22 protein-coding genes and 1 pseudogene are annotated in these 21,124 nt (G+C 68.5%); 12 read left to right on the top strand and 11 right to left on the bottom strand.

Going from position 1 to position 21,124, the window contains the following annotated elements; all coding sequences use genetic code 11:
- Position 1: 1 nt before the first annotated feature.
- Positions 2-712: a hypothetical protein gene (locus tag C1I89_RS17000; protein WP_102773853.1), complete on the bottom strand. Its 711-nt coding sequence runs from the start codon at positions 710-712 to the stop codon at positions 2-4.
- Between the two features lie 175 nt (positions 713-887).
- Between C1I89_RS17000 and C1I89_RS16995 the strand changes: the two genes are divergently transcribed.
- From C1I89_RS16995 to C1I89_RS16970, 5 genes and pseudogenes are all read left to right on the top strand, one after another.
- The gene (locus C1I89_RS16995; RefSeq protein WP_102773852.1) at positions 888-1,652 is read left to right on the top strand and encodes a class II aldolase/adducin family protein; all 765 of its coding nucleotides are present in this window, start codon (positions 888-890) and stop codon (positions 1,650-1,652) included.
- Between the two features lie 60 nt (positions 1,653-1,712).
- A complete protein-coding gene (locus tag C1I89_RS16990; protein WP_102773851.1) occupies positions 1,713-2,453 on the top strand; it encodes a GntR family transcriptional regulator in 741 nt (246 codons plus the stop codon).
- A pseudogene (locus tag C1I89_RS16985) lies at positions 2,450-3,286 on the top strand (sulfite exporter TauE/SafE family protein); the annotation flags it as partial. The gene C1I89_RS16990 and the pseudogene C1I89_RS16985, both read left to right, overlap by 4 nt.
- Positions 3,266-3,865 (top strand): DUF1634 domain-containing protein, encoded by a 600-nt coding sequence (locus C1I89_RS35905; protein WP_440130642.1) that lies wholly within the window; start codon positions 3,266-3,268, stop codon positions 3,863-3,865. The pseudogene C1I89_RS16985 and the gene C1I89_RS35905, both read left to right, overlap by 21 nt.
- Before the next feature lie 61 nt (positions 3,866-3,926).
- Positions 3,927-4,709: an alpha/beta fold hydrolase gene (locus C1I89_RS16970; protein ID WP_102773850.1), complete on the top strand. Its 783-nt coding sequence runs from the start codon at positions 3,927-3,929 to the stop codon at positions 4,707-4,709.
- Here C1I89_RS16970 and C1I89_RS16965 read toward each other — a convergent pair.
- Entirely contained in the window at positions 4,706-5,641 is a 936-nt protein-coding gene (locus C1I89_RS16965) for a LysR family transcriptional regulator (protein WP_168202174.1), read from the bottom strand. The two genes, C1I89_RS16970 and C1I89_RS16965, sit on opposite strands and share 4 nt — an antisense overlap.
- A 124-nt stretch (positions 5,642-5,765) precedes the next feature.
- Between C1I89_RS16965 and C1I89_RS34555 the strand changes: the two genes are divergently transcribed.
- From C1I89_RS34555 to C1I89_RS16955, 3 genes are all read left to right on the top strand, one after another.
- Positions 5,766-6,752: an esterase gene (locus tag C1I89_RS34555; protein WP_181390974.1), complete on the top strand. Its 987-nt coding sequence runs from the start codon at positions 5,766-5,768 to the stop codon at positions 6,750-6,752.
- 14 nt (positions 6,753-6,766) lie between these two features.
- Entirely contained in the window at positions 6,767-7,750 is a 984-nt protein-coding gene (locus C1I89_RS16960) for a tripartite tricarboxylate transporter substrate binding protein (RefSeq protein WP_181390973.1), read from the top strand.
- Positions 7,751-7,846: 96 nt separating this feature from the next.
- Positions 7,847-8,842 carry a Dyp-type peroxidase gene (locus C1I89_RS16955; protein WP_102774156.1) on the top strand — a complete coding sequence of 332 codons (996 nt, stop codon included), beginning with the start codon at positions 7,847-7,849 and terminating at the stop codon, positions 8,840-8,842.
- Here the strand turns inward: C1I89_RS16955 and C1I89_RS16950 are convergent.
- Positions 8,814-9,590, bottom strand: a complete 777-nt coding sequence (locus C1I89_RS16950; RefSeq protein ID WP_102773847.1) for a hypothetical protein — start codon at positions 9,588-9,590, stop codon at positions 8,814-8,816. The genes C1I89_RS16955 and C1I89_RS16950 overlap by 29 nt on opposite strands.
- A 133-nt stretch (positions 9,591-9,723) precedes the next feature.
- Here C1I89_RS16950 and C1I89_RS16945 point away from each other — a divergent pair, with 133 nt between their 5' ends.
- A complete protein-coding gene (locus tag C1I89_RS16945; RefSeq protein ID WP_102773846.1) occupies positions 9,724-10,773 on the top strand; it encodes an NADP(H)-dependent aldo-keto reductase in 1,050 nt (349 codons plus the stop codon).
- A gap of 109 nt (positions 10,774-10,882) precedes the next feature.
- A complete protein-coding gene (locus C1I89_RS16940; RefSeq protein WP_102773845.1) occupies positions 10,883-11,314 on the top strand; it encodes a YciI family protein in 432 nt (143 codons plus the stop codon).
- A 36-nt stretch (positions 11,315-11,350) separates the two neighbouring features.
- Here C1I89_RS16940 and C1I89_RS16935 read toward each other — a convergent pair whose 3' ends face one another.
- The gene (locus C1I89_RS16935; protein ID WP_102773844.1) at positions 11,351-12,169 is read right to left on the bottom strand and encodes a metallophosphoesterase; all 819 of its coding nucleotides are present in this window, start codon (positions 12,167-12,169) and stop codon (positions 11,351-11,353) included.
- Positions 12,170-12,284: 115 nt separating this feature from the next.
- On the opposite strand from C1I89_RS16935, the gene C1I89_RS16930 reads away from it, so the two are divergent.
- On the top strand, positions 12,285-12,710 hold the full coding sequence (locus C1I89_RS16930; protein WP_102773843.1) for a lysozyme inhibitor LprI family protein: 426 nt from the start codon (positions 12,285-12,287) through the stop codon (positions 12,708-12,710).
- 13 nt (positions 12,711-12,723) lie between these two features.
- Positions 12,724-13,353, top strand: a complete 630-nt coding sequence (locus C1I89_RS16925; protein WP_102773842.1) for a DNA-3-methyladenine glycosylase I — start codon at positions 12,724-12,726, stop codon at positions 13,351-13,353.
- A 96-nt stretch (positions 13,354-13,449) separates the two neighbouring features.
- Here C1I89_RS16925 and C1I89_RS16920 read toward each other — a convergent pair whose 3' ends face one another.
- From C1I89_RS16920 to cyoA, 7 genes are all read right to left on the bottom strand, one after another.
- Positions 13,450-14,772, bottom strand: coding sequence for a ParB/Srx family N-terminal domain-containing protein (locus tag C1I89_RS16920; protein WP_102773841.1), 1,323 nt, complete (start codon positions 14,770-14,772; stop codon positions 13,450-13,452).
- A gap of 119 nt (positions 14,773-14,891) precedes the next feature.
- On the bottom strand, positions 14,892-15,998 hold the full coding sequence (locus C1I89_RS16915) for a porin (RefSeq protein ID WP_102773840.1): 1,107 nt from the start codon (positions 15,996-15,998) through the stop codon (positions 14,892-14,894).
- A gap of 102 nt (positions 15,999-16,100) precedes the next feature.
- On the bottom strand, positions 16,101-16,877 hold the full coding sequence (locus tag C1I89_RS16910; protein WP_102773839.1) for an SURF1 family protein: 777 nt from the start codon (positions 16,875-16,877) through the stop codon (positions 16,101-16,103).
- Positions 16,877-17,278, bottom strand: coding sequence for a cytochrome o ubiquinol oxidase subunit IV (gene cyoD, locus C1I89_RS16905; RefSeq protein ID WP_102773838.1), 402 nt, complete (start codon positions 17,276-17,278; stop codon positions 16,877-16,879). The genes C1I89_RS16910 and cyoD overlap by 1 nt, the downstream gene beginning before the upstream one ends.
- On the bottom strand, positions 17,275-17,916 hold the full coding sequence (cyoC, locus tag C1I89_RS16900) for a cytochrome o ubiquinol oxidase subunit III (RefSeq protein WP_102773837.1): 642 nt from the start codon (positions 17,914-17,916) through the stop codon (positions 17,275-17,277). Before cyoC ends, cyoD begins: the two co-directional genes overlap by 4 nt.
- Positions 17,909-19,915 carry a cytochrome o ubiquinol oxidase subunit I gene (cyoB, locus tag C1I89_RS16895; protein ID WP_102773836.1) on the bottom strand — a complete coding sequence of 669 codons (2,007 nt, stop codon included), beginning with the start codon at positions 19,913-19,915 and terminating at the stop codon, positions 17,909-17,911. The genes cyoC and cyoB overlap by 8 nt, the downstream gene beginning before the upstream one ends.
- Positions 19,916-19,963: 48 nt before the next feature.
- Positions 19,964-21,007 (bottom strand): ubiquinol oxidase subunit II, encoded by a 1,044-nt coding sequence (gene cyoA / locus C1I89_RS16890; protein ID WP_102773835.1) that lies wholly within the window; start codon positions 21,005-21,007, stop codon positions 19,964-19,966.
- Between the last annotated feature and the right edge of the window lie 117 nt (positions 21,008-21,124).

Genomic DNA, 21,124 nt, shown 5'->3' with positions numbered 1-21,124 from the left:
TTCAGGCCGGGGCGCGCCAGCGCCCCGATGCCGGGTCGACTTCCACGCGCGCGCCGCCCCGGCGCACCTGTTCCTCGTCCTGCGGCGCATCGACGTCGAAAACAATGCCCAGCGCCTGCGCGACGCCGGGCGCCTCGACCGGCAGCTCCCAGGTCAGGAACAGCTGCGACAGGTCCGCACCGCCGGCGAAGTCCGACTCGCGGAACCGGTCGCGGCCGCGCGGCACCACGGCGTGCGGCTGCGCGGTGTCGAAAATCATGGCCGTGCCGCGCGCCAGCGCGATCCGCTGGCCGCTGCCCGGAAAGACCACGTCCAGCCCCTTGTCCTCGCTCAGGAACAGATTGCAGAAGACCGCGTCGCCGTACTGCCCGGCGTCGTGATGAAAGCGCGCGCCGCGGCACGCCATCAGCGCCATGTCGGCCTCGTCCAGCGCCGCCGCCAGTCCCAGCGCGCCGGTCCAGCCGCGCATCGCATCCAGGCATCGCCCGAAGCCGGGCCAGCGCGCCCGCGTGCGGGCCAGCGGCATCTGCTCGACGTCGCCGGGCTCCAGGCACAGCCGCGTCGCGATCTCGCGCTCCCAGTCCGCCGCCGCCCGCGCCGGCGCGGGCGGCACGTCCAGTGTGGCCGTCAGCGCCGCGGCGGCCACGCCGCGGCTGCGCATGGCTGCGCCGCTCAGGTAATGGACGGCGAGGGAGTCGGGGGCGCGGGTCATGGGGAGCGATGGGGAGGTGGCAGCGGCCAACCATAGCATTGCCTGGCCGCGGCGGCGGCGATGACCGGCCGGCGGACGCCGGGCGCGCCGTTTGCGCGCAAACCGAATACAGTGCTGGGCAGGCCCGGGCGCGGTTGCCGCGGGCGGCATTTCACAGCACAGATCAGGAGACGGCATGGATACGGTAGGCAAGACAAACAGCGTGCGCGAGCGCGTCGGCGAGGCGGAATGGCAGGTGCGCAAGGATCTGGCGGCGCTGTACCGGCTGGTGGCGCTGTTCGGCTGGGACGACCTGATCTTCACGCACATCACCGCCAAGGTGCCCGGCACCGAGCACTTTCTCATCAATCCCTACGGCATGATGTTCGACGAGATCACGGCGTCCAGCCTGGTCAAGATCGACCTGCACGGCCGCAAGGTGATGGAGTCGGAGTACGACATCAATCCCGCCGGCTTCACCATCCACAGCTGTATCCACGCGGCCCGCAAGGACGCGATGTGCGTGCTGCACACGCACTCGATCAACGGCGTGGCGGTCTCGGCGCAGAAAGAAGGGCTGCTGCCGCTGTCGCAGTTCGCCTTCATCGTGCTGCGCTCGCTCAGCTATCACGATTACGAGGGCCTGGCGCTCAACCCCGACGAGCAGCCGCGCCTGGTGCGCGACCTGGGCAGCAACAACTACCTCATCCTGCGCAACCACGGCCTGCTGACCGTGGGGCAGAGCATGGCGGAGGCGTTCCAGGCCATGCACCGCCTGGAAGCGGCCTGCATGGTCCAGGTGCGGGCCCAGGCCGGCGGCGGCGAACTGACCCACATTCCGCCCGAGGTGCTGGCGCGCGCCGCGGTCGAATCGCCGGCCGACCGCGCCCACAAGGCGGCGCTGGCCTGGCCCGGGCTGCTGCGCCGGCTGGACCGCCGCAACCCCGGCTACGCGGAGTAGGGCGGCGGGACATCATTACGACATCACGACATCATGATGTCTTGATGTTATGATGCCGGCATGCCCAATGAAACCGACTACGCCCCGCTCTACGCCCGGGTCGAGAACGCGCTGGCCGCGGAAATCGCGGCCGGCGGCCTGCCGCCCGGCAGCCAGCTTCCACCCGAAGACGGCCTGATCGCCCGCTTCGGCGTCAGCCGCACCACGGTGCGCAAGGCGATCGAACACCTGGTGGCCCGCGGGCTGGTCGAGATCCGGCGGGGCAGGGGCACGTTCGTGGCCGAACCCAAGCTGACCCAGCCGCTGACGGGGCTGAGCGGCTTCGTGGAGGACATGGCGGCGCTGGGCCGCCACGCCACCGCGCGCCTGCTGGACAAGCGGCCGGTGCCGGCCTCCGAGGCCGTCGCCCGCCAGCTCGGCGTGGCGCAGGGCACGCAGGTCTACCGCATCGAGCGCGTGCGCCTGGCCGACGGCGTGGCCATGTCGTTCGACGAAACCTATCTGCCGCTGGAGATCGGCGAGCAGGTGGCCAGCAACGACCTGGAAGCCGAGCCGATTTTCGACCTGCTGGAGCTGCGCTACGCGCTGCCGCTGATCGAGGCGCAGTACCAGCTCGAAGCCGTCACCGCCGACGCGCACGTGGCGCAGGCGCTGGGCGTGCCGCCCGGCAGCCCGATCTTCCTGATCGAGCGCACGTCCTACACCGAGGGCCAGCGGCCCGTCGACTACGAAAAACTCTATTACCGCGGCGACCTGATCCGGTTCTCCACCCGCCTGGCGCGCGCGCCCCGCCGGCCATGACGGACAGCGCGCAGATCCTCTGGCTGTTTGCCGCGGCCTTCGGCGCCAGCGCGCTCGGCGGCGTGCTGGGCATGGCCAGCGGCATTTTCATCGTGCCCATCCTGACGCTGCTGTTCGGCGTGGACATCCACCTGGCCATCGGCGCCAGCATCGTCTCGGTGATCGCCTGTTCCTGCGGCAGCGCCGCGCCGTTTCTGAAGGGAAGGCTGACCAACGTACGGCTGGCCATCGTGCTCGAAACCGCGACCACGCTGGGCGCGCTGACCGGAGTGTTCCTGATCGGCATCGTGCCCACGGCGTTCCTGTACGGCCTGTTCGCCGTCATCCTGGCGCTGTCGGCGCAGCAGATGCTGGCGCGCCGCCGCGAGGTCGCCGCGGTCGCCGCGCCCGGGGCCGCGAGCTGGGCCACCGCGCTGCGCCTGCATTCCAGCTTCCCCGACAGGGCGCTGGGCCGCGAGGTGCATTACCAGGTCGGCCGCGTGCCGCTGGGGCTGTCGCTGATGTACGCGGCCGGGCTGGTCTCGGCGCTGCTGGGCATCGGCTCGGGCGTGCTCAAGATTCCGGCGATGGACGCCGCGCTGCGGCTGCCCATCAAGGTGTCCTCGGCCACGTCGAACTTCATGATAGGGGTGACCGCCGCGGCCAGCGCGGGCGCGTATTTCGTGCGCGGCGACATCGACATCGGCATCGCCGGCCCGGTGGCGCTGGGCTCGGTGGCCGGCGCGCTGGCGGGCGCGCGCGTGCTGCTCGGGCTGCCGGCGGACAAGCTGCGCCTGTTCTTCGTCATCGTGCTGGCGCTGCTGGCGGTGCAGATGCTGCTGAGCGCGCTGGGCNGCGCTGCGGCTGCCCATCAAGGTGTCCTCGGCCACGTCGAACTTCATGATAGGGGTGACCGCCGCGGCCAGCGCGGGCGCGTATTTCGTGCGCGGCGACATCGACATCGGCATCGCCGGCCCGGTGGCGCTGGGCTCGGTGGCCGGCGCGCTGGCGGGCGCGCGCGTGCTGCTCGGGCTGCCGGCGGACAAGCTGCGCCTGTTCTTCGTCATCGTGCTGGCGCTGCTGGCGGTGCAGATGCTGCTGAGCGCGCTGGGCGTGTCTTTTCCGGGAGGCGCGGCATGAGCGCTGCGACGGACCTTCAGGCGCGGCGCGACCGCCGCATCGCGGCGCTGCTCTGGTACGGCACCTGGGCGGCCTCGGCCTGCATCGCCATCGGCATGGCGCTGGACCTGCTGCTGCCGGCCGGCGGCTACCGGCTGGTGCAGGCCGGCGTGGCGCTCTTCATCCTGCTGCCGGTGGCGCGGGTGGCGCTGATGCTGGCGATCTTCCTGCGCGAGCGCGATTACGCCTACAGCGCGATCTCCGCGCTGGTGCTGCTCATCATCGCGGCCGGCGTGCTGTTCGGCCTGCGCTGAAGGCCGGCGCGGCCGGTTTTCCTATAATCCCCGGGCGCCTTTTTCCTTCCAGGACGGATACATGCATTCCATCACCCCCCAGGATGTCTACGTGCCCACCAGCCAGGGCCGCCTGTTTGCGCGGCGCTGGGACCCGGCCGGCGCGCAGGACGCCGGCGCGCCCATCGTGCTGATGCACGACTCGCTGGGCTGCGTGGAGCTGTGGCGCGACTTTCCCGAACAGCTGGCGCAGGAGACCGGGCGCAGCGTCATCGCCTACGACCGGCTCGGCTTCGGCCGCTCGGACCCGAACGACGCCGTCTTCGACCCCGGCTTCGTCGAGGCCGAGGCGCGCGACGGTTTCCGCCTGCTGCGCGAGGCGCTGGGCATCGGGCCGTTCGTGGCCTTCGGCCACAGCGTGGGCGGCGGCATGGCGATCTGCAGCGCGGGCGAGTACGCCGCCGATTGCCGGGCCCTGATCACCGAGTCGGCGCAGACCTTCGCCGAAGACCTCACGCTGTCCGGCATCAGCGCCGCCAGCCGCAACTTCGCCGAACCCGGCCAGCTGGACCGCCTGAAGAAGTACCACGGCGAAAAGGCCGCCTGGGTGCTGCGCGCCTGGGTCGATACCTGGCTGTCGCCGGCGTTCGCCGACTGGAATCTCGACGCGCGCCTGCGCCAGGTTCGCTGCCCGGTGCTGGCGCTGCATGGCGAGCTGGACGAATACGGCTCGCGCCGGCATCCCGAGCGCATCGCGGAACTGACCGGCGGGCGCAGCGTGCTGCTGGAGAACTGCGGCCACGTGCCGCACCGCGAACAGAGCCGCATCGTGCTGGACCTGGTCGGCCAGTGGCTGAAGGCCTAGGCCGGCCGCGCGTCCCAGGTCCGGTCGTCGATCAGGCCGCGCACCACCTGCCGCAGCGTGCCGGCCACGCTGCGCGCGGCGGCGTCGCCCAGCACGCTGCGGCGCTGCGCCAGGCAGATTGAGCGGGTGAAGGTGGGCGACAGCCGGCGTGTGGCCAGCGCGCCTTCGCGCACCTCGCGGGCCACGGCGCAGGGCGCCAGCAGGCTGAACCAGGCGCCGGTCCTGAGCAGCTGGATCAGGTAGGCGCCGGCGTCGATTTCTATGCCCACGTTGAGCGCGGTTCCGTGGCGCAGCGCGTAGTCGTCGAGCGCGGCGCGGATGCCGTGGCGGCGCGACGAGATGGCCAGCGGATAGTCCGCCAGCGCCGCCACGGACACGGTCTTGCCGGCCTTCAGGCGCTGCGGCACGCCCACCAGGTGCATGTCCTCGTGCGCGATGGGTTCGCTGTGCACGCCGGACGTGGAAGGCCGGTCGAACACCAGCGCCAGGTCCAGCTCGCCGGCCAGCAGCCAGCTCCAGAGATAGCCCGAGAACCCGTCCACCACCCGCAGCCGGATGCGCGGATAGTCCTGCGACAGCCGCGCGATCAGCGGCAGGGCCAGCACCGCCGCCGCGGAAGCCGGCAGCCCGATGGAGACTTCGCCCTGCGGTTCCTGGGCGCTGCCGCGGATGTCCTCGAACGCGGCCTGCGTGCGGCCCACGATGTCGTAGGCGCGCGCCAGCAGCTCGACGCCGGCCGGCGTGGGCGCAACCCCGCGTATGTCGCGTTCCAGCAGTTGCGCGTCCAGCGCCGCCTCCAGCTTCGCCATGGTCACGGTCAGGGCCGGCTGCGCGATGTGCAGCCGGCGCGAGGCGGCCGAGATGCTGCCTTCTTCGCAGACCGCGATAAAGGCGATCAGGCGGGGGATGTCGAGCTGGCGGGCGTTGTGCATGGGGCGGCAGGGTGGAGGATGGCCATAATTCAGCAATATGGCGGTATAGGGTAAAGATATTTTACGGATAGGGGTCGCGACGGCAAACTGCGGTCCGATACGTTGTCGCCCGGAAGAAATCCCCATGTCCCAAGCAAGCCTGGCCCCGCAGTCCGGAGCCGAACTGCCGCCGCTCAAGTCGATACGCGGCTTCCATGTCGGCGGGTCTATCGTCGAACTGAGCGACGCGCCCGCGAGGACGCTGCAATCCGTGCCCGGCCTGGAGGCGCGCGCCTCCGACCCCAACGGCCGCCACGCGGTCGGCCAGCTGTACGTGCAGCATTTCGCGCTGGCGCGGCCGGCCCATCCCTATCCGGTGTTCCTCTGGCACGGCGGCGGCATGACCGGCTGCACCTGGGAGCAGACGCCGGACGGCCGCCCCGGCTGGCACGACTACTTCATGCGCGCGGGCTACGACACCTACGTCAGCGACGCGGTCGAGCGCGGGCGCGCTTCCTGGCCGGCGCCGGAGCTCGTGGCCGGCGGGCAGGCCGAGCACCGCAGCATCGAGCAGGCCTGGGATCTGTTCCGCATCGGCGAACCCGGCGCGGCGCAGGGCTATCCGGGCCAGCAGTTTCCGGCCGATTGCATGCCGCAGCTGGCGCGCCAGTTCGTCGGCCGCTGGGTGAGCAACCGCGAGCGCGCCATCGCCGCGTATGCCGAGCTGCTGGGCCGCGCCGGGCCGGGCGTGGTGATCGCCCACAGCGAGGGCGGGCGGCTCGCGCAAAGCGTGCTGCAGGCCGTGCCGGACCGCATCAAGGCGCTGGTGCTGGTGGAGCCGGCCGGCGGCGTGCAGGCCGACGCCGCGGCGTTCGCGCGCATGGCGGCGGTGCCGGTATGCGTGCTGTGGGGCGACTACTTCGACCGCAGCCCGCTGTGGCGGCGCTACCGCGAGCAGACCGACGCCTGGCTCGACGGCCTGGCGCGGGCCGGCGGCAGCGTCACCCGGATGGACCTGCCGGCCCTGGGCATCGCCGGCAATTCGCACCTGCCGATGATGGACCGCAACAACGCCGAACTCGCCGCCATGCTGGACGCGTGGATCCAGGACACCAACAACGATTCCATATGAACAGGAGACCCACCATGAAAATTTCCGCAATCGCCAGGCTGATGGCCGCGGCCGCCCTGCTGGCCGGCGCCGCCGCCGCGCACGCCGAAGCCGCCTATCCCGACCGCCCGATCCGCATGATCATCCCTTACGCGCCGGGCGGCTCGCTCGATCCGATCGGGCGCGTGCTGGGCGAGGAACTGTCGCGCCGCCTGCGGCAGCCGGTGGTGGTGGAGAACGTGGCCGGGGCCGGCGGCATGCTGGGCGCCAACCGCGTGGCCAAGGCCAATCCCGACGGCTACACGCTGCTGATCGGCATCACCTCCAACGTGTCGCTGGCGCCGCTGGTCACGCCGCAGGCGCAATACCAGGCCGCGGATTTCGACGCGATCTCCATGGTCGGCACCAGCGGCCTGGTGCTGGTGGCCCGGCCCGACCTGCCGGTCTCGGACCTGGCGGGCGCGCTGGCGCTGGCCAGGCAGAAACCCGGCAGCCTGTCCTACGGCATTCCGGGCACGGGCTCGCTCTATCATCTGGCGATGGAGGCGCTCAAGTCCGACACGGGAACCGATATCGTGGCCGTGCCGTACAAGGGCGCGGGGCAGGCCAGCATCGATCTGATGGGCGGGCAGATCGACCTGGCCCTGCTGGGGCTGCCGGCCATGCTGCCGCACATCGCCAATCACAAAATGAAGGCGCTGGCCGTGATGAGCAGGAACCGGGACGTGGGCGACAAGAACATTCCGTCGGCCTCGGAAACCGCGGGCCTGGAAGGCATCGACTACGACATCTGGACCGGCGTGTTCGCGCCCAAGGGCACGCCGGAGCCGGTGCGCCAGCGCCTGCACCAGGAGATCCAGGCCATCCTGCAATCGCCGGAAGTGATCGAGGGCTACCGCAAGATGGGCGTGGAGGTCGCGCCGCCCCAGACCCTGGCGCAGTTCTCCGCCTTCATCGCCGGCCAGACCGACAAGCTCAAGAGCGATATCGGCCGCACCCGCTTCAATCCGGGCTCGTAAAGGGCGGCGGCGCGGTTCACAGCGCCGCGATCCGTGCTTAGAATCGGACTGGCCCGGCGTTTCCGGGCCATGTCCGTTTACCAGGTGTCCGATCCCATGCCCGAAATTCCGCCTCTTCCCCAAGCCGTCCACGACCCGGCCACCCGCCACGCGATCTTCCTGGTCGCCACCCTGAACGAGGGCGCCGGCTCCGCCGAAACGCTGCGGGGCTGGTGCGAAGACGTCGCCGCCCGCGTGCGCACCGTGGCGACCCGCGCGCCGCAACAAAACCTCTCCTGTGTCTGTGCGTTCGGCTCCGCCGTCTGGGACCGCGTCTTCGGCGCGCCGCGCCCGGCGGCCCTGCATCCGTTCCGCGAATTCGGGCCGCCCGGACGCGTCGCCGTCGCGACCCCCGGCGACCTGCTGCTGCACATCCGCGCCGATTCCATGGACCTGTGCTTCGAGCTCGCGACCCTGCTGCTCAACGACCTGGGCGATGCCGTGACGGTCGTCGACGAAGTCCACGGTTTCCGCTATTTCGACCGGCGCGCCATCATCGGCTTCGTCGACGGCACCGAGAATCCGCAAGGACGCGAGGCCGTGGACTTCACGGTGATCGGCGACGAGGACCCGGAGTTCGCCGGCGGCAGCTATGTGCTGGTGCAGAAATACCTGCACGACATGGACGGCTGGAACGCGCTGACGGTGGAAAACCAGGAAGGCATCATCGGCCGCCACAAGCTGTCCAACGTGGAGCTGGACGACGACATCAAGCCGTCTTCGTCGCACAGTTCCCTGACCACCCTCGAAGAGAACGGCCAGGAAGTGAAGATCCTGCGCGACAACATGCCTTTCGGCCGGGCCGGCTCGGGCGAGTTCGGCACCTACTTCATCGGCTACGCGCGCTCGCCGGCGCCCATCGAGCAGATGCTGGAGAACATGTTCGTCGGACGGCCCGTCGGCAACTACGACCGCCTGCTGGATTTCAGCCACGCGGTCACGGGCGGGCTGTTCTTCGTGCCGTCGGCCGACCTGCTGGAAGCGCTGGCCGAGCGCGCCCCGGCCGCCAGCGAGGCCGCCGCCCCTAGCGCTCCTGCTCCAGCGTCGCCTTGATCCGCAGCATGCTGTCCTGGTTGACCTGAATGAGACCGGAGGCCGGCTGATCTATGTCCAGGATGAAGGTCAGGACCAGCGATATCAAGGTGGCGAACAGGCCGGTCGAGATGAGCCGCCTGCGTTTCTGCAGGCCGGTTCCATAGGCGATGAACGCCATCGCGCCGGTGGTCACGATGAAGAGCAGGTAGAACACCGGCTCGGGCACGTGGTTCTCCAGCGCGACGCGGCGTTTTTCGTTGACCTGCGCCATGTCGTTGATGGCCTGGATGAACAGGACGGAAGCCATGGACGGCGGCGATTCCAGCACGCCGGCCGCGGTGGAGCGGATCTGGCGCTCGATGCGCCGCGAAGCGGCGCCGGCCAGCGCCAGCCGTGCGCTGTCGTTGTCGGCGTCGTGGAACTCCAGCGCGGTGTCGGCGTATTCCCGCAGCAGCGCCGCGATCGGCTCGCGCGCCGCGGGCGGCAGCAGCTGCGAGCGCCAGTAGGCGTTGCCGATGGCGTTGGCCTCTTCGGGCACCAGGTTCTTGCGCGTCTCGAAGCGGGTGACCGACATTGCGAAGGTAAAGCCCAGCAGCAGCGCCAGCAGGCCCAGCAGGGCGGTCTGCAGCGCGCCGATATGGGCCTTGGCCGACTCGTCGGAAGCGCGGCGCAGCTTGCGCCCCAGGCGATATCCCAGCTCGATGACCGTCAGGAAGACGGCCACGCAAATGAAAAAGATGTAGACCTCATCGATTTGCTGTAGCACGTCGTTGTTCTTGGCTGTCGGTGGGGCATCAAGCGTATGCCGATTCGGACGCCGCGGGCAAGGGCGATTTACCCGCGGGCCGCCCGGGAGTAAGGTTCGTCTTTCCTGTAAGCGACCCCGAACGGAGCAGAATTTGAAATACCGCAAACTCGGCCGCACCGGCCTGGACGTCAGCCTGATCGGCCTGGGCACCATGACCTGGGGCGAGCAGAACACCGAAGCCCAGGCCCACGAGCAGCTGGACTACGCCCTGGAGCGCGGCGTCAACCTGGTCGACACCGCCGAGATGTACCCGGTGCCGCCCAAGCCGGAAACGCAGGGCCTGACCGAGACCTATATCGGCACCTGGCTGGCGCGCAGCAAGCGCCGCCACGAGATCGTGCTGGCCAGCAAGGTGGCCGGCCCCGTGCGCGACGCCAAGCGCCCGGGCCACATCCGCGACGGCAAGACCTTCCTGGACCGCAAGAACCTGACCGAAGCGCTGGACGCCAGCCTCAAGCGCCTGCAGACCGACTACCTGGACCTGTACCAGCTGCATTGGCCGGACCGCAGCACGGCCACCTTCGGCAAGCTGGCCTATCCCTGGGTGCAGGACGAGCACACCGTGCCCATCGAAGAAACGCTGGAAGTGCTGCAGGACTTCGTGCGCGCCGGCAAGGTGCGCCACGTCGGCGTCTCCAACGAGACCCCGTGGGGCGTGGCGCAGTTCCTGCGCCATGCCGAGAGCCGGGACCTGCCGCGCATCGCCTCCATCCAGAACCCGTACAGCCTGCTGAACCGGGTCTTCGAGAGCGGGCTGTCCGAATTCGCCCACCGCGAAGACGTGGGGCTGCTGGCCTATTCGCCGCTGGCGATGGGCATGCTGTGCGGCAAGTATCTGGACGGCGCGCGCCCGGCCGGCGCCCGCCTGACGCTCTATACGCGCTTCACCCGCTACAGCAACCCGCAGGCCGAGGCCGCCACCCGGGCGTATGTGGAGCTGGCGCGCGCGCACGGCATCCCGCCGACCCACCTGGCCCTGGCCTGGGTCAACCAGCGTCCCTTCGTCACCAGCAACCTGATCGGGGCCACCACGCTGGAACAGCTGAAGGAAAACATCGACAGCGTGGACGTGGCGCTGCCGGCCGAGGTGCTGGAGGAAATCGAGCGCATCCACGCGCGCCAGCCCAACCCGGCGCCCTGAGCGCCGTTCGCCGATACATTTTGTTTGAAGGCCATTGTCGATCCGGCGCCCTGTCGTTCGTCGTCCTGTTGGAGCGAGAATGTTCCGACAAACACTCAAGGAGACGGATATGCGATTCATGGTGCTAGTGAAGGCGACGGCCGACAGCGAGGCGGGGCTCATGCCCAGCGAGCAGCTGCTGGCGGACATGGGCCGGTACAACGAGGAACTGGTGAAGGCGGGGGTGATGCTGGCCGGCGAAGGCCTGCATCCCAGCTCGAAGGGCGTGCGCGTGGCGTTTTCGGGCAGTGGCCGGCGCGTGATCGACGGGCCGTTCGCCGAGACCAAGGAGCTGGTCGCGGGTTTCTGGATCTGGCAGTGCGCGTCCCTGGACGAGGCGATTGCCTGGGTCAAGCGCTGCCCCAACCCGATGCCGGGCGACTCCGAGATAGAAATCCGCCAGATTTTCGAGGCGGACGATTTCGGTGCAGCGTTCACCCCCGAGCTGCGCGAGCAGGAGGAGCGGCTGCGCGAACAGATGGCGGGCAAGCCCGCGCCCTGATGCGGCGCAGCATGAGCGCGGCGCCGGCGCGGATTGTCAGCCGGCGGGCGCGCCCAGGTCCCACACGCGCGCCGGCTCGAAACCCTGCTGTTCGCCCTTGCGCGCGTAGCCCAGCGGGTTGGCGATCACGCGGCAGCCGTCCTTGACGTAGTCCTGCGGACAGTGCAGGTGGCCGTGCAGCCAGTAGTCGGCCAGCGGCAGCAGGCGGTCGAGCGCGTTGCAGAACCCCGCGGTGCCGGGGGTGATGCCGTAGCGCGGATCGGCGCTGGCCAGGGTGGGCGCGAAATGGGTGATGGCCACCGTCGGGCCGTCGAACGGTACGCGCAGCGCGGCTTCCAGCCACTGCTGGCAGAGCAGCCCCTGCTCGCGCATCTGCTCGGCCAGGAAGGGCTCGCCGTGGCGGCGCATGGCCGCCTTTTCCAGGTAGAAGTCGGCGGCCCGGAATGCCTTGGCGCGCTTTTTCAGCGCCGCGCCCAGGGTGTCGGCGTCGCTGGCCAGCGCGTCGAAATCGCTCCAGAGCGTGGTGCCGACCAGGCGCATGCCGCCGATCACCAGCGTCTCGCGCTCCAGCCAGTGGATGTCCAGTTCCCGGCACAGGCCGCGCAGGCGTTCGTGGGTCTCGTCGAAATCCAGGTTGTCGTATTCGTGGTTGCCCGGCACGTACACCACCGGCGTGGGCCAGCCGTTGCGCGGCGAATAACTGCCCAGCCCGAAGTCGTCGCGCTCCAGCCGGGAGCCGCGCTGGTACGAGCCGATGTCCCCGGCCAGCACCAGCAGTTCGGCGCCGGGCGCGGGCCGTTCCACGAAGTCGGGGTCGGTTTCCAGGTGCAGGTCGGACAGCAGTTGGATTTTCATACCCGTAATCTTAGGCGAGTGCGGCGAGGCCTGTCGTTCCATGAGACACTTTCTCCTATGAGCCGGGACGCGCGCACGCGCGCCCCGACCGCATAGAACCAACAGGAGAAACCCCATGCGTATCGCGATCACGGCGGCGGCCATTCTGGCGCTGGCGGCCGGCGCCCATGCGCAGCCGCAGCCGCAGTCGCGCCCGCTCGACTGCAGCAAGGCGGCCACGCAAACCGACATGAGCATGTGCGCCGACCAGGCCTACCGCAAGTCCGATGCGGACCTGAACGCCGCCTACAAGGAAATCAACGCGCGCCTGAAGGACGACAAGACCGCCGCCACCCAGTTCCATGCCGCGCAGCGCGCCTGGCTGTCTTTCCGCGACGCCGAATGCGCGTTCGCGGCGGGCGGCACCTCGGGCAGCAGCGCCTACCCGATGGCGCAGAGCGCCTGCCTGGACAAGCTGACCCAGGCCCGCACCAAGGAACTGCGCGCCTACCTCGAATGCGAAGAGGGCGACCTGACCTGCCCGGTGCCGGGCAGACCGTGACGGCGGCTAGGGCATGGACGACAAGGCATCGGGCCTGATCACGGACGCCGCCGGCGTGGCGCGCTGCTTCTGGCAGCCGTCCATGCCGGACTACCACGACCGCGAATGGGGCCGCCCGGTGGCCGACGATCGCCGGCTGTACGAGAAAATCTGCCTGGAAGGCTTCCAGGCCGGCATGGCCTGGATCACCATCCTGCGCAAGCGCGAGGCGTTTCGCGAAGCGTTCGACGACTTCGATTTCGAGCGCGTGGCGCGCTATACCGAACGCGACGTGGAGCGGCTGATGGGCAATCCGGGCATCGTGCGCAACCGCAGCAAGATCGTGTCGGCCATCAACAATGCGCGCCGCGCGCGCGACCTGGCCGACGAAACCGGCACGCTGGCGGGCTGGCTGTGGCGCCACGAACCGCCGCCGCGCGAGCGCCCGGCCACGGTGGACCTGGACTACTGGAACAACAATCCCAGCTCGGCCGCGTCCAAGGCCTTGTCGCGCGCGCTGAAGCAGCGCGGCTGGACCTTCGTCGGGCCGACCACCATGTACGCCTTCATGCAGGCGGTGGGCATGGTCAACGACCATCTGCACGGCTGCGCGTGCCGCGGCGAGGTCGAGCGCGCCCGGGCCGGGTTCAAGCGGCCGGGGTGATGGCGGTTGCGGCTCGTAGGATGGGTGCAGCGCGAGAGACTCGATAAAAGAAATCGACCGCTCGACGCGCGCAACCCATCAGACAGCAAGCAACAACTACCACCCCCAGCAGCTTCCCGCCGCCGGCCGGCCGCAACTGCGGTAATTGACCGCGAACCACAGCTTGCCCGCTCCGCGCGGGCTGCCGTCCTTCTTCACGTCGTCGCGCGTCAGCTCTTCCAGCGTGTCGCGCGCCTTCTTGGTGGGCGAGTCGCCGGCCGCGTCGGGCACCAGCGCGATGCGGCCCAGGCTGGCGGCGTCGCGGTCGCCGTACACGATGTCGGTGTCGGCCAGCGCGCTCATCTTCAGCGCGGCGTCGCGCACCGCGGCGGCGTAGCTGTCGCCGGCGCCGGCCGGCGCCAGGTCCTTGCCCAGGGTGCTGGGCGCAAGAATCTGCGTCGTAGCCGCGGGCGGGGCCAAGCGGTAGGCGTCCAGGCCCGGAAGACGGCCGCCGGCGGCCTCGCGGCGCAGCCAGTCGCCCCACAGGAATTCCGCGAATTCAGGCAGGCCGCCGTTCTGGTAGGCGATGTCGCGGGTGAAGTACACCAGCGAGCGGTAGCGGTCTTCCTGCATGCCGCCGGCTTCGTCGGCGCTGGCCAGTCCCAGGCGCGTGGGCAGCTGGTCGACGGTGATGGGCTGGTTGGCGCCGTCGCGCAGCCAGGTGCGCCGCTCGTCGATCATACGCTGCCAGAAGGCCGCGGCGTTGGGCACGTCGCTGTAGTTGGCGTCCACCTTGACCCACACCGGCAGCTTGGGGCCGCCGTCGGCGATCTCGCGCAGCGAGGAGAAGGTATGGTGGCCGTCGGTCAGGTAGAGGTTGCCGTCCCAGCCCACCACCACGGTCTTGAGGTTGGCGGTATGCGTGCCGGGGGCGTCCTTGCAGGCGTAGGTGTCGGGCTGGTCGAGGCGGGCGGCGCGCGCCTCGGCGATGCTCTGGAAATCCCGGGCGCGTTCGGCGCCGCCCATGTCCTCGCAGTAGTCGTCGAACTTCTTGCCGACGGTGCGGTTCAGGTAGTCGAGCTGGCGCGTGGGATCGGCCGCCCAGGTGGGACGGTCGAAGTCGCCCTGCCAGCGGCCCAGCTTGTAGTAGATCTGGTCGTAGCCGACGGCGGCCTGGGTCGGGCGCAATTCTTCGATGCGCACCTGGATCACCTGGCCGGGCCTGGTGTCGAGGTAGGCGCTGTTGCGCGCAGGCGTTTCGGGTTCGGGCGTCTCCGGTTCGGTGGGAAGCGGCGCGATCACCGCGGGAGGCTCGCCGCCGCCTGCGTCGCCATCATCGTCGTCGCCGCCGTTGCAGGCAGCCAGGGCCAGCGGCAGCAGGGCCGCGGCCAGCAGGCGCAGCAGAGTGGGGGGCGGCGAAGTCGGGAAGGTCGAGTGCATGGTGGCGGTTACGGGTCCGTGCGTTCAAAGGTAGCCGATGATGGCCGACGCTTGTTGCGCGCAGATTGCACCGCCCATGCGCCGCGTCCCGGCCGCGACCGGTCGGGACGCGGAGACGCTTAGAACGTATGCCGCACGCCCACCCCGGCGGCCGTGCTCTTCAGGCCGTCGATGAAGGCATAGTCCTTGCCGTAGGACGCATAGGCGTACAGGTTGGTGCGCTTGGACAGGTCGTAGGTGTAGCCCACGCTCCAGACGTTCATGTTGGCGTCGCCGCCGGTCAGGCTGTCGTTGTTGGGCGAGACGTGCTGCCACGAGGCGAACAGGCTGCCGGTGGCGCCTACGGGCACGGTGGCGCCCAGCATGTAGGCGTTGGCCTTGAAGCCGTCGACGTAGCGGTAGGTGCCGAACTCGTCGCTGAACGGGGTGCCCGCGGGCAGGTCCTGGCCCACGAACCAGCCGTCGGTGGTGCGGCCGTAGGCGGCCGCCAGCTTGACGATCTGCAGGTCGTAGGACACGCCCAGCGCGTACTGGCGCGGGGTGGCGTCGTGGTCGATGGCGGCGCGGTTCGAGCCGTTGAGCTGGTCGTAGGTCAGCGCGACGTTCAGCGGGCCCTGCACGTAGCGCAGGCCGGCGGTGATGCCGCGCGCGTTGTCGGCGGTGCGAAAGCCGCTCTGGCCGGCGTCGGTGTCGTCGACGTTGAAGGAATAGCCCACGCCCAGCTCGAAGCCGTTCACCGAGGGCGTGCGGTACATGACCATGTTGTCCCAGCGCATGGTGTTGGCGGCGCTGAAGCCCAGGCCCAGGTTGGATTGGGTATAGCTGGTGTAGAAGGGGTCGATGTCGGCGAGGTAGTTCGAGCCGACCGTGGCTTGGCGGCCGAATTCCAGCTTGCCCCAGGCGTCGTTGGCCAGCCCGATGGTGGCCTGGCGGCCGAACAGGCGGCCGGACTGCCCGCGCTGCCCGTTGGCGGAATCGAAGCCGCTTTCAAGCGTGAACACGGCGCGCAGCCCGTCGCCCAGGTCGTCGGAGCCGCGCAGGCCCCAGCGCGAGCCGGCCTGGATGCCGTTGATCATGCCGAGCTTGCTGCCGTCGTATCCATCGCCCTTGATCTTGTTGTAGCCGATGCCGGTGTCGATGACACCATAGAGAGTTACCGACGTTTCTGCCTGAGCGAGGCCTGCAAAAGTAGTGAGCATTGCGGCTGCGAGCAGCGTCTTTTTCATCCTTGGGGACTCCTTTTTGGGGGTTGGAAAAAACAAAGGGAACACCACGCGGCGCAGGCGCCCGACGGTGTTCCCGGTGGTGATCGCGGTGCGGCGCGGGGTTCAGCCCTTGCGGCGCGCGCGCTTTTCTTCGCGCACGAAGATGAACACCCCGACCAGCACCATGGCCGCCAGCGCGTACCAGGTGATGGCGTACATGAGGTGGTTGTTGGGGAAGGACAGCACCGTCAGGCCGCCCACCGGCGCCTTGCGGGCATCGGCCGCGCCGCCCGCGGCGTCGGCGTCGATGAAATACGGCGCCACGTCGGTCAGGCCGCGCGCGGCGGCGATGGCGGGCAGGTCGCGCGAATACCAGAGATTGGCCGCGGGATCGTTGTTGCGCAGAAAGCCGCTGCCCGGTTCGCCCATGCGCAGCAAGCCGCTGACCCTAGCCTGCGCCGGCGGCTGCGCCGCGCCCGCCTGGGCCTTGCGCCATTCGGGCAGCACGAAGCCGCGGTTGACCAGCACGGTGCCGCCGCCGTCCAGCTGCAGCGGCGTCATGACCCAGTAGCCGCTGCCCAGCTCGGTGGCGGCCTGCACCAGCGTCTGGCGGTCGTACTGGAACGTGCCGGAAGCAAAGACGCGGCGGTATTCGGCGTTGTCGGAAGTCAGCGCGGGCCATTCGGCGCGGCCCGGGGCGGGCGCGGCGGGCGCGTGGGCGCGCGATTCGACCTGGGAGATCAGGGCGCGTTTCCAGGCCAGGCGGTGCACCTGCCAGGTGCCCAGCGCGCACAGGCCCGCGAAAATGGCGGCGGCAACCAGCCCCAGGATGACCAGGGTGGTTGCGCTGCGCGGATTACGGGGGGTGTCGCCGGAAGAAGAGTCTGTTACTGCGGGCATCAGGGCATTTTGCGCATGTCGTGCGTCGACATGGGCATCATATTGGAGTTCAGGTGATACATGATCCAGATGGATCCGCTGAGCGTGATGACGACCAGCACCAGCGTGAATATTAACGCCAACATGTTCCAGCCGCTTTCGGACTTGGTGTCCATGTGCAGGAAGTACACGATGTGCACCACGATCTGCACCACGGCGAAGCCCAGGATGATGAGCGCGGTGGTGCGCGAATCTTCGAACACCCGGTCCATGACCAGCCAGAACGGAATGGCGGTCAGGATGGCGGCCAGCACGAAGCCGGTGGCGTAACTTTTTAGCGTGCCGTGGGCGGCGCCGTCGTCGTCGTCATGGTGCCCGTGGTCGCCGCCCGGATGGGCCAGGTGGTCCGTATGCGCGGTCATGGCAGCACTCCCATGAGATAGACAAAGGTGAAGACGCCCACCCAGATCAGGTCCAGGAAGTGCCAGAACATGGACAGGCACATCAGGCGCCGGCGGTTTTCGGGGATCAGGCCGTGCATCTGCACCTGGATCATCATGGTCACCAGCCACACGATGCCGAAGGTCACGTGCAGGCCGTGGGTGCCGACCAGGGTGAAGAAGGACGACAGGAAGGCGCTGCGCTGCGGTCCCGCGCCCTGGTGGATCAGGTGCGCGAATTCGTAGAGTTCCAGCGACAGGAAGCCCAGGCCGAGAATGCCGGTGACGGCCAGCCACAGCTGCGTGCCGCCGATGCGGTTGCGCCGCATCTCCAGCATGGCGAAGCCGTAGGTGATGGACGACAGCAGCAGCAGCGAGGTGTTGACCGCCACCAGCGGCAGGTCGAACAGGTCCGCGCCCGAGGGGCCCGCCGCATAGCTTCGGCCGAGCACGCCGTAGGTGGCGAACAGGCAGGCGAAGATGAGGCAGTCGCTCATCAGGTAGACCCAGAAGCCCAGCAGCGTGCCGTTCTTGGGATGGTGTTCGACCGGAACGTAGAACACGGGCTGCGCGGGCGGCGCGGCGCCGCCGGGCAGGGAGGTAGCGACGGTATCAGACATGGTTTTTCGCCAGCAATTGCGTGCGCGCATCCTCCGTGCGCACGACCTCGTCGGCCGGCACGTAGTAGTCGCGCTTGTAGTTGAAGGTGTGAACGATGGATACCAGGATCAGCGCCGCGAACGACAGCACCGTCAGCGGCCACATGTGCCAGATCAGCGCAAAGCCCATCACCACGCTGATGCCGGCCAGCACGATGCCGGCCCAGGTGTTCTTCGGCATGTGGATGGGAATGAAACCCTGGCGCGGCCGCTCGTAGCCGTGCTGCTTCATCTGCCACCACGCGTCCTGGTCATGCACGCGCGGGGTGAAGGCGAAGTTGTAGTTGGGTGGCGGGGACGAGGTGGACCATTCCAGCGTGCGCCCGTCCCAGGGGTCGCCGGTGTCGTCGCGCAGCGATTCGCGGCGCCGGTAGCTCACCACCAGCTGGATCAGGAAGCTGGCGATGCCGCAGGCGATCAGCAGCGCGCCGAAGGCCGCCACCTGGAACCAGATCTGCAGCGACATGTCCTCGAAGTGGTTGACCCGGCGGGTCACGCCCATCAGGCCCAGCACGTACAGCGGCATGAAGGCGACGTAAAAGCCCACCAGCCAGAACCAGAACGAGCACTTGCCCCAGAACGGATCGAGCTTGTAGCCGAAGGCCTTGGGGAACCAGTAGGTGATGCCGGCCATCAGGCCGAACAGCACGCCGCCGATGATCACGTTGTGGAAGTGCGCGATCAGGAACAGGCTGTTGTGCAGCGCGAAATCGGCCGGCGGCACGGCCAGCAGCACGCCGGTCATGCCGCCTATCACGAAGGTGACCATGAAGCCCACCGTCCACAGCATCGGGACCTCGAAGCGGATGCGGCCGCGGTACATGGTGAACAGCCAGTTGAAGATCTTGGCGCCGGTCGGGATCGAGATGATCATGGTCGTGATCCCGAAGAACGAGTTCACGCTGGCTCCCGATCCCATGGTGAAGAAGTGGTGCAGCCACACCAGGTAGGACAGCACCGTGATCACGACGGTGGCGTACACCATCGAGGCGTAGCCGAACAGGCGTTTGCGGCAGAACGTGGCGACCACTTCGGAAAAGATGCCGAAGGCCGGCAGGATCAGGATGTAGACCTCGGGGTGGCCCCAGATCCAGATCAGGTTCACGTACATCATGGCGTTGCCGCCGAAGTCCGCGGTGAAGAAGTTGGTGCCCACGTAGCGGTCCATCGACAACAGGGCCAGCACCGCGGTCAGCACCGGAAAGGCCGCCACGATCAGCACGTTGGTGCACAGCGCGGTCCAGGTGAAGATGGGCATGCGCATCATGCTCATGCCGGGGGCGCGCATCTTGACGATGGTGACCAGCAGGTTGACGCCTGAAAGCAGCGTTCCCACCCCCGCTATCTGCAAGGCCCATATGTAGTAGTCGACCCCCACGTCCGGACTGTGCGCGATGCCTGAAAGCGGTGGATAGGCCAGCCAGCCGGTGCGCGCGAATTCGCCCACGAACAGCGACATCATCACCAGGATCACGCCGCCGGTGGTCATCCAGAAGCTGAAGTTGTTCAGAAACGGGAAAGCCACGTCGCGCGCCCCGATCTGCAGCGGCACGATGTAGTTCATCAGGCCCGTGACCAGCGGCATGGCCACGAAGAAGATCATGATCACGCCGTGCGCGGTGAAGATCTGGTCGTAGTGGTGGGGCGGCAGGTAGCCGGCGGAGTCGCCGAAGGCCACCGCCTGCTGCAGGCGCATCATGATGGCGTCGGCGAAGCCGCGCAGCAGCATCACGATGCCCAGGATCACGTACATGATGCCGATCTTCTTGTGGTCGATGCTGGTGAACCACTCGCGCCACAGATAGCCCCACTTGCCGTAGTACGTGATTGCGCCCAGCAGCGCGATGCCGATGATGGCCACCACGACGAAGGTGGCCAGCAGGATCGGCTCGTGGTACGGAATGGCTTCCCAGGTCAGTCGACCGAAGATCAGTTTGGTGAGCTCAGCTTGATCGGGCATCTCGATTCCACCATAAAGACCGGAGTTCATGAATTCCGCGCCGCGGCGCTACAGCACCAGCCCCTGCGTGGCCGTGCACATCGCGCCCACGTACTTGCGCGGCGGCGTGCCGGTCAGCCCCAGGCGCTCCCGCGTCTGCGGGTCCAGGGTCGTGACGTTGAGCGCGCCCGGTATACCCATGCCGCCCTGCGCGTCGATGGCCATCGCGTCGCGCATGCACATGCGGTTGGGCTCCACGCAGCGGTTGACGATGGCCTCGAACAGGCCGGGCGCGACCGAGGCGTAGCGCTGCACCGGATTGCGTTCGCTGGGCTGCTCCAGCTGCAGATAGGTCTCGCGGCTCAGCGTGGCGCCGGCGGCGCGCGCCTCGGCAATCCACTTGTCGAAGCCCTGCTGGTCCACGCCGTGGAACTTGAAGCGCATGCCGGAGAATCCCGAGCCGCTGTAGTTGGCCGACAGGCCTTCGTATTCGCCGGGGTGGTTGATGACGGCGTGCAGCGTCGTCTGCATGCCCGGCATGGCGTAGATCTGCCCGGCCAGCGCCGGGATGAAGAAGGAGTTCATCACCGTCGACGAGGTGATCCTGAACTGGATCGGGCGGTCCACCGGCGCGGCCATTTCGTTGACCGCCGCCACCCCCTGCTCGGGATAGACGAACAGCCATTTCCAGTCCAGCGCCACGACCTCGACCACCAGCGGCTTGGTGTCAGGCGGCACTTCGCGGCCTTCGGACAGGCGCGCCAGCGGACGGTAGGGGTCGAGCTGGTGCGTGCTCACCCAGGTCAGCGCGCCCAGCGCGATGATGATGAGCAGCGGCGCGGCCCAGATCAGAAGCTCCAGCACCGTGGAGTGGTTCCATTCCGGGTCGTAGCGGGCGGTCTTGTTGCTGGCGCGGTAGCGCCACGCGAACAGCAGTGTGAGGATGATGACCGGGACGATGATGAGCAGCATCAAGCCCGTCGAGATCAGGATCAGGTTGCGCTGCTGCAAGGCCACGTCGCCCGATGGCGACAGCAGCACTGCATTGCATCCGGCGAGCAATAGCAGGGCAGGAACCAGGATCAATCCGCGCAGCCTTTGGAAGAACGGCATGACCACACCCCGAAACGTAACCGTGGGAAGTAAACGCAACACTACGCTGGAAGGCGCGAAAAATCTAGGGTAAAAAGAACAAAAGTATGCGGAAAGCGCATGCGGGAAAGGGCTGCA

Origin of the sequence: Achromobacter pulmonis, from assembly GCF_002885955.2 — a bacterium.
GTDB lineage: Bacteria > Pseudomonadota > Gammaproteobacteria > Burkholderiales > Burkholderiaceae_B > Achromobacter > Achromobacter pulmonis_A.
The sequence above is the reverse complement of the archived record's forward strand: the minus strand, read 5'-3'. Positions and strand labels throughout refer to the sequence as shown.

Excerpts from the sequence above, each read along its gene's own strand:
- C1I89_RS17000 (WP_102773853.1), bottom strand. The coding sequence starts at position 712 with ATGACCCGCGCCCCCGACTCCCTCGCCGTCCATTACCTGAGCGGCGCA.
- C1I89_RS16995 (WP_102773852.1), top strand. The coding sequence starts at position 888 with ATGGATACGGTAGGCAAGACAAACAGCGTGCGCGAGCGCGTCGGCGAG.
- C1I89_RS16990 (WP_102773851.1), top strand. The coding sequence starts at position 1,713 with ATGCCCAATGAAACCGACTACGCCCCGCTCTACGCCCGGGTCGAGAAC.
- C1I89_RS16970 (WP_102773850.1), top strand. The coding sequence starts at position 3,927 with ATGCATTCCATCACCCCCCAGGATGTCTACGTGCCCACCAGCCAGGGC.
- C1I89_RS16965 (WP_168202174.1), bottom strand. The coding sequence starts at position 5,641 with ATGCACAACGCCCGCCAGCTCGACATCCCCCGCCTGATCGCCTTTATC.
- C1I89_RS34555 (WP_181390974.1), top strand. The coding sequence starts at position 5,766 with ATGTCCCAAGCAAGCCTGGCCCCGCAGTCCGGAGCCGAACTGCCGCCG.
- C1I89_RS16960 (WP_181390973.1), top strand. The coding sequence starts at position 6,767 with ATGAAAATTTCCGCAATCGCCAGGCTGATGGCCGCGGCCGCCCTGCTG.
- C1I89_RS16955 (WP_102774156.1), top strand. The coding sequence starts at position 7,847 with ATGCCCGAAATTCCGCCTCTTCCCCAAGCCGTCCACGACCCGGCCACC.
- C1I89_RS16940 (WP_102773845.1), top strand. The coding sequence starts at position 10,883 with ATGCGATTCATGGTGCTAGTGAAGGCGACGGCCGACAGCGAGGCGGGG.
- C1I89_RS16935 (WP_102773844.1), bottom strand. The coding sequence starts at position 12,169 with ATGAAAATCCAACTGCTGTCCGACCTGCACCTGGAAACCGACCCCGAC.
- C1I89_RS16930 (WP_102773843.1), top strand. The coding sequence starts at position 12,285 with ATGCGTATCGCGATCACGGCGGCGGCCATTCTGGCGCTGGCGGCCGGC.
- C1I89_RS16925 (WP_102773842.1), top strand. The coding sequence starts at position 12,724 with ATGGACGACAAGGCATCGGGCCTGATCACGGACGCCGCCGGCGTGGCG.
- C1I89_RS16920 (WP_102773841.1), bottom strand. The coding sequence starts at position 14,772 with ATGCACTCGACCTTCCCGACTTCGCCGCCCCCCACTCTGCTGCGCCTG.
- C1I89_RS16915 (WP_102773840.1), bottom strand. The coding sequence starts at position 15,998 with ATGAAAAAGACGCTGCTCGCAGCCGCAATGCTCACTACTTTTGCAGGC.
- C1I89_RS16910 (WP_102773839.1), bottom strand. The coding sequence starts at position 16,877 with ATGCCCGCAGTAACAGACTCTTCTTCCGGCGACACCCCCCGTAATCCG.
- cyoD (WP_102773838.1), bottom strand. The coding sequence starts at position 17,278 with ATGACCGCGCATACGGACCACCTGGCCCATCCGGGCGGCGACCACGGG.
- cyoC (WP_102773837.1), bottom strand. The coding sequence starts at position 17,916 with ATGTCTGATACCGTCGCTACCTCCCTGCCCGGCGGCGCCGCGCCGCCC.
- cyoB (WP_102773836.1), bottom strand. The coding sequence starts at position 19,915 with ATGCCCGATCAAGCTGAGCTCACCAAACTGATCTTCGGTCGACTGACC.
- cyoA (WP_102773835.1), bottom strand. The coding sequence starts at position 21,007 with ATGCCGTTCTTCCAAAGGCTGCGCGGATTGATCCTGGTTCCTGCCCTG.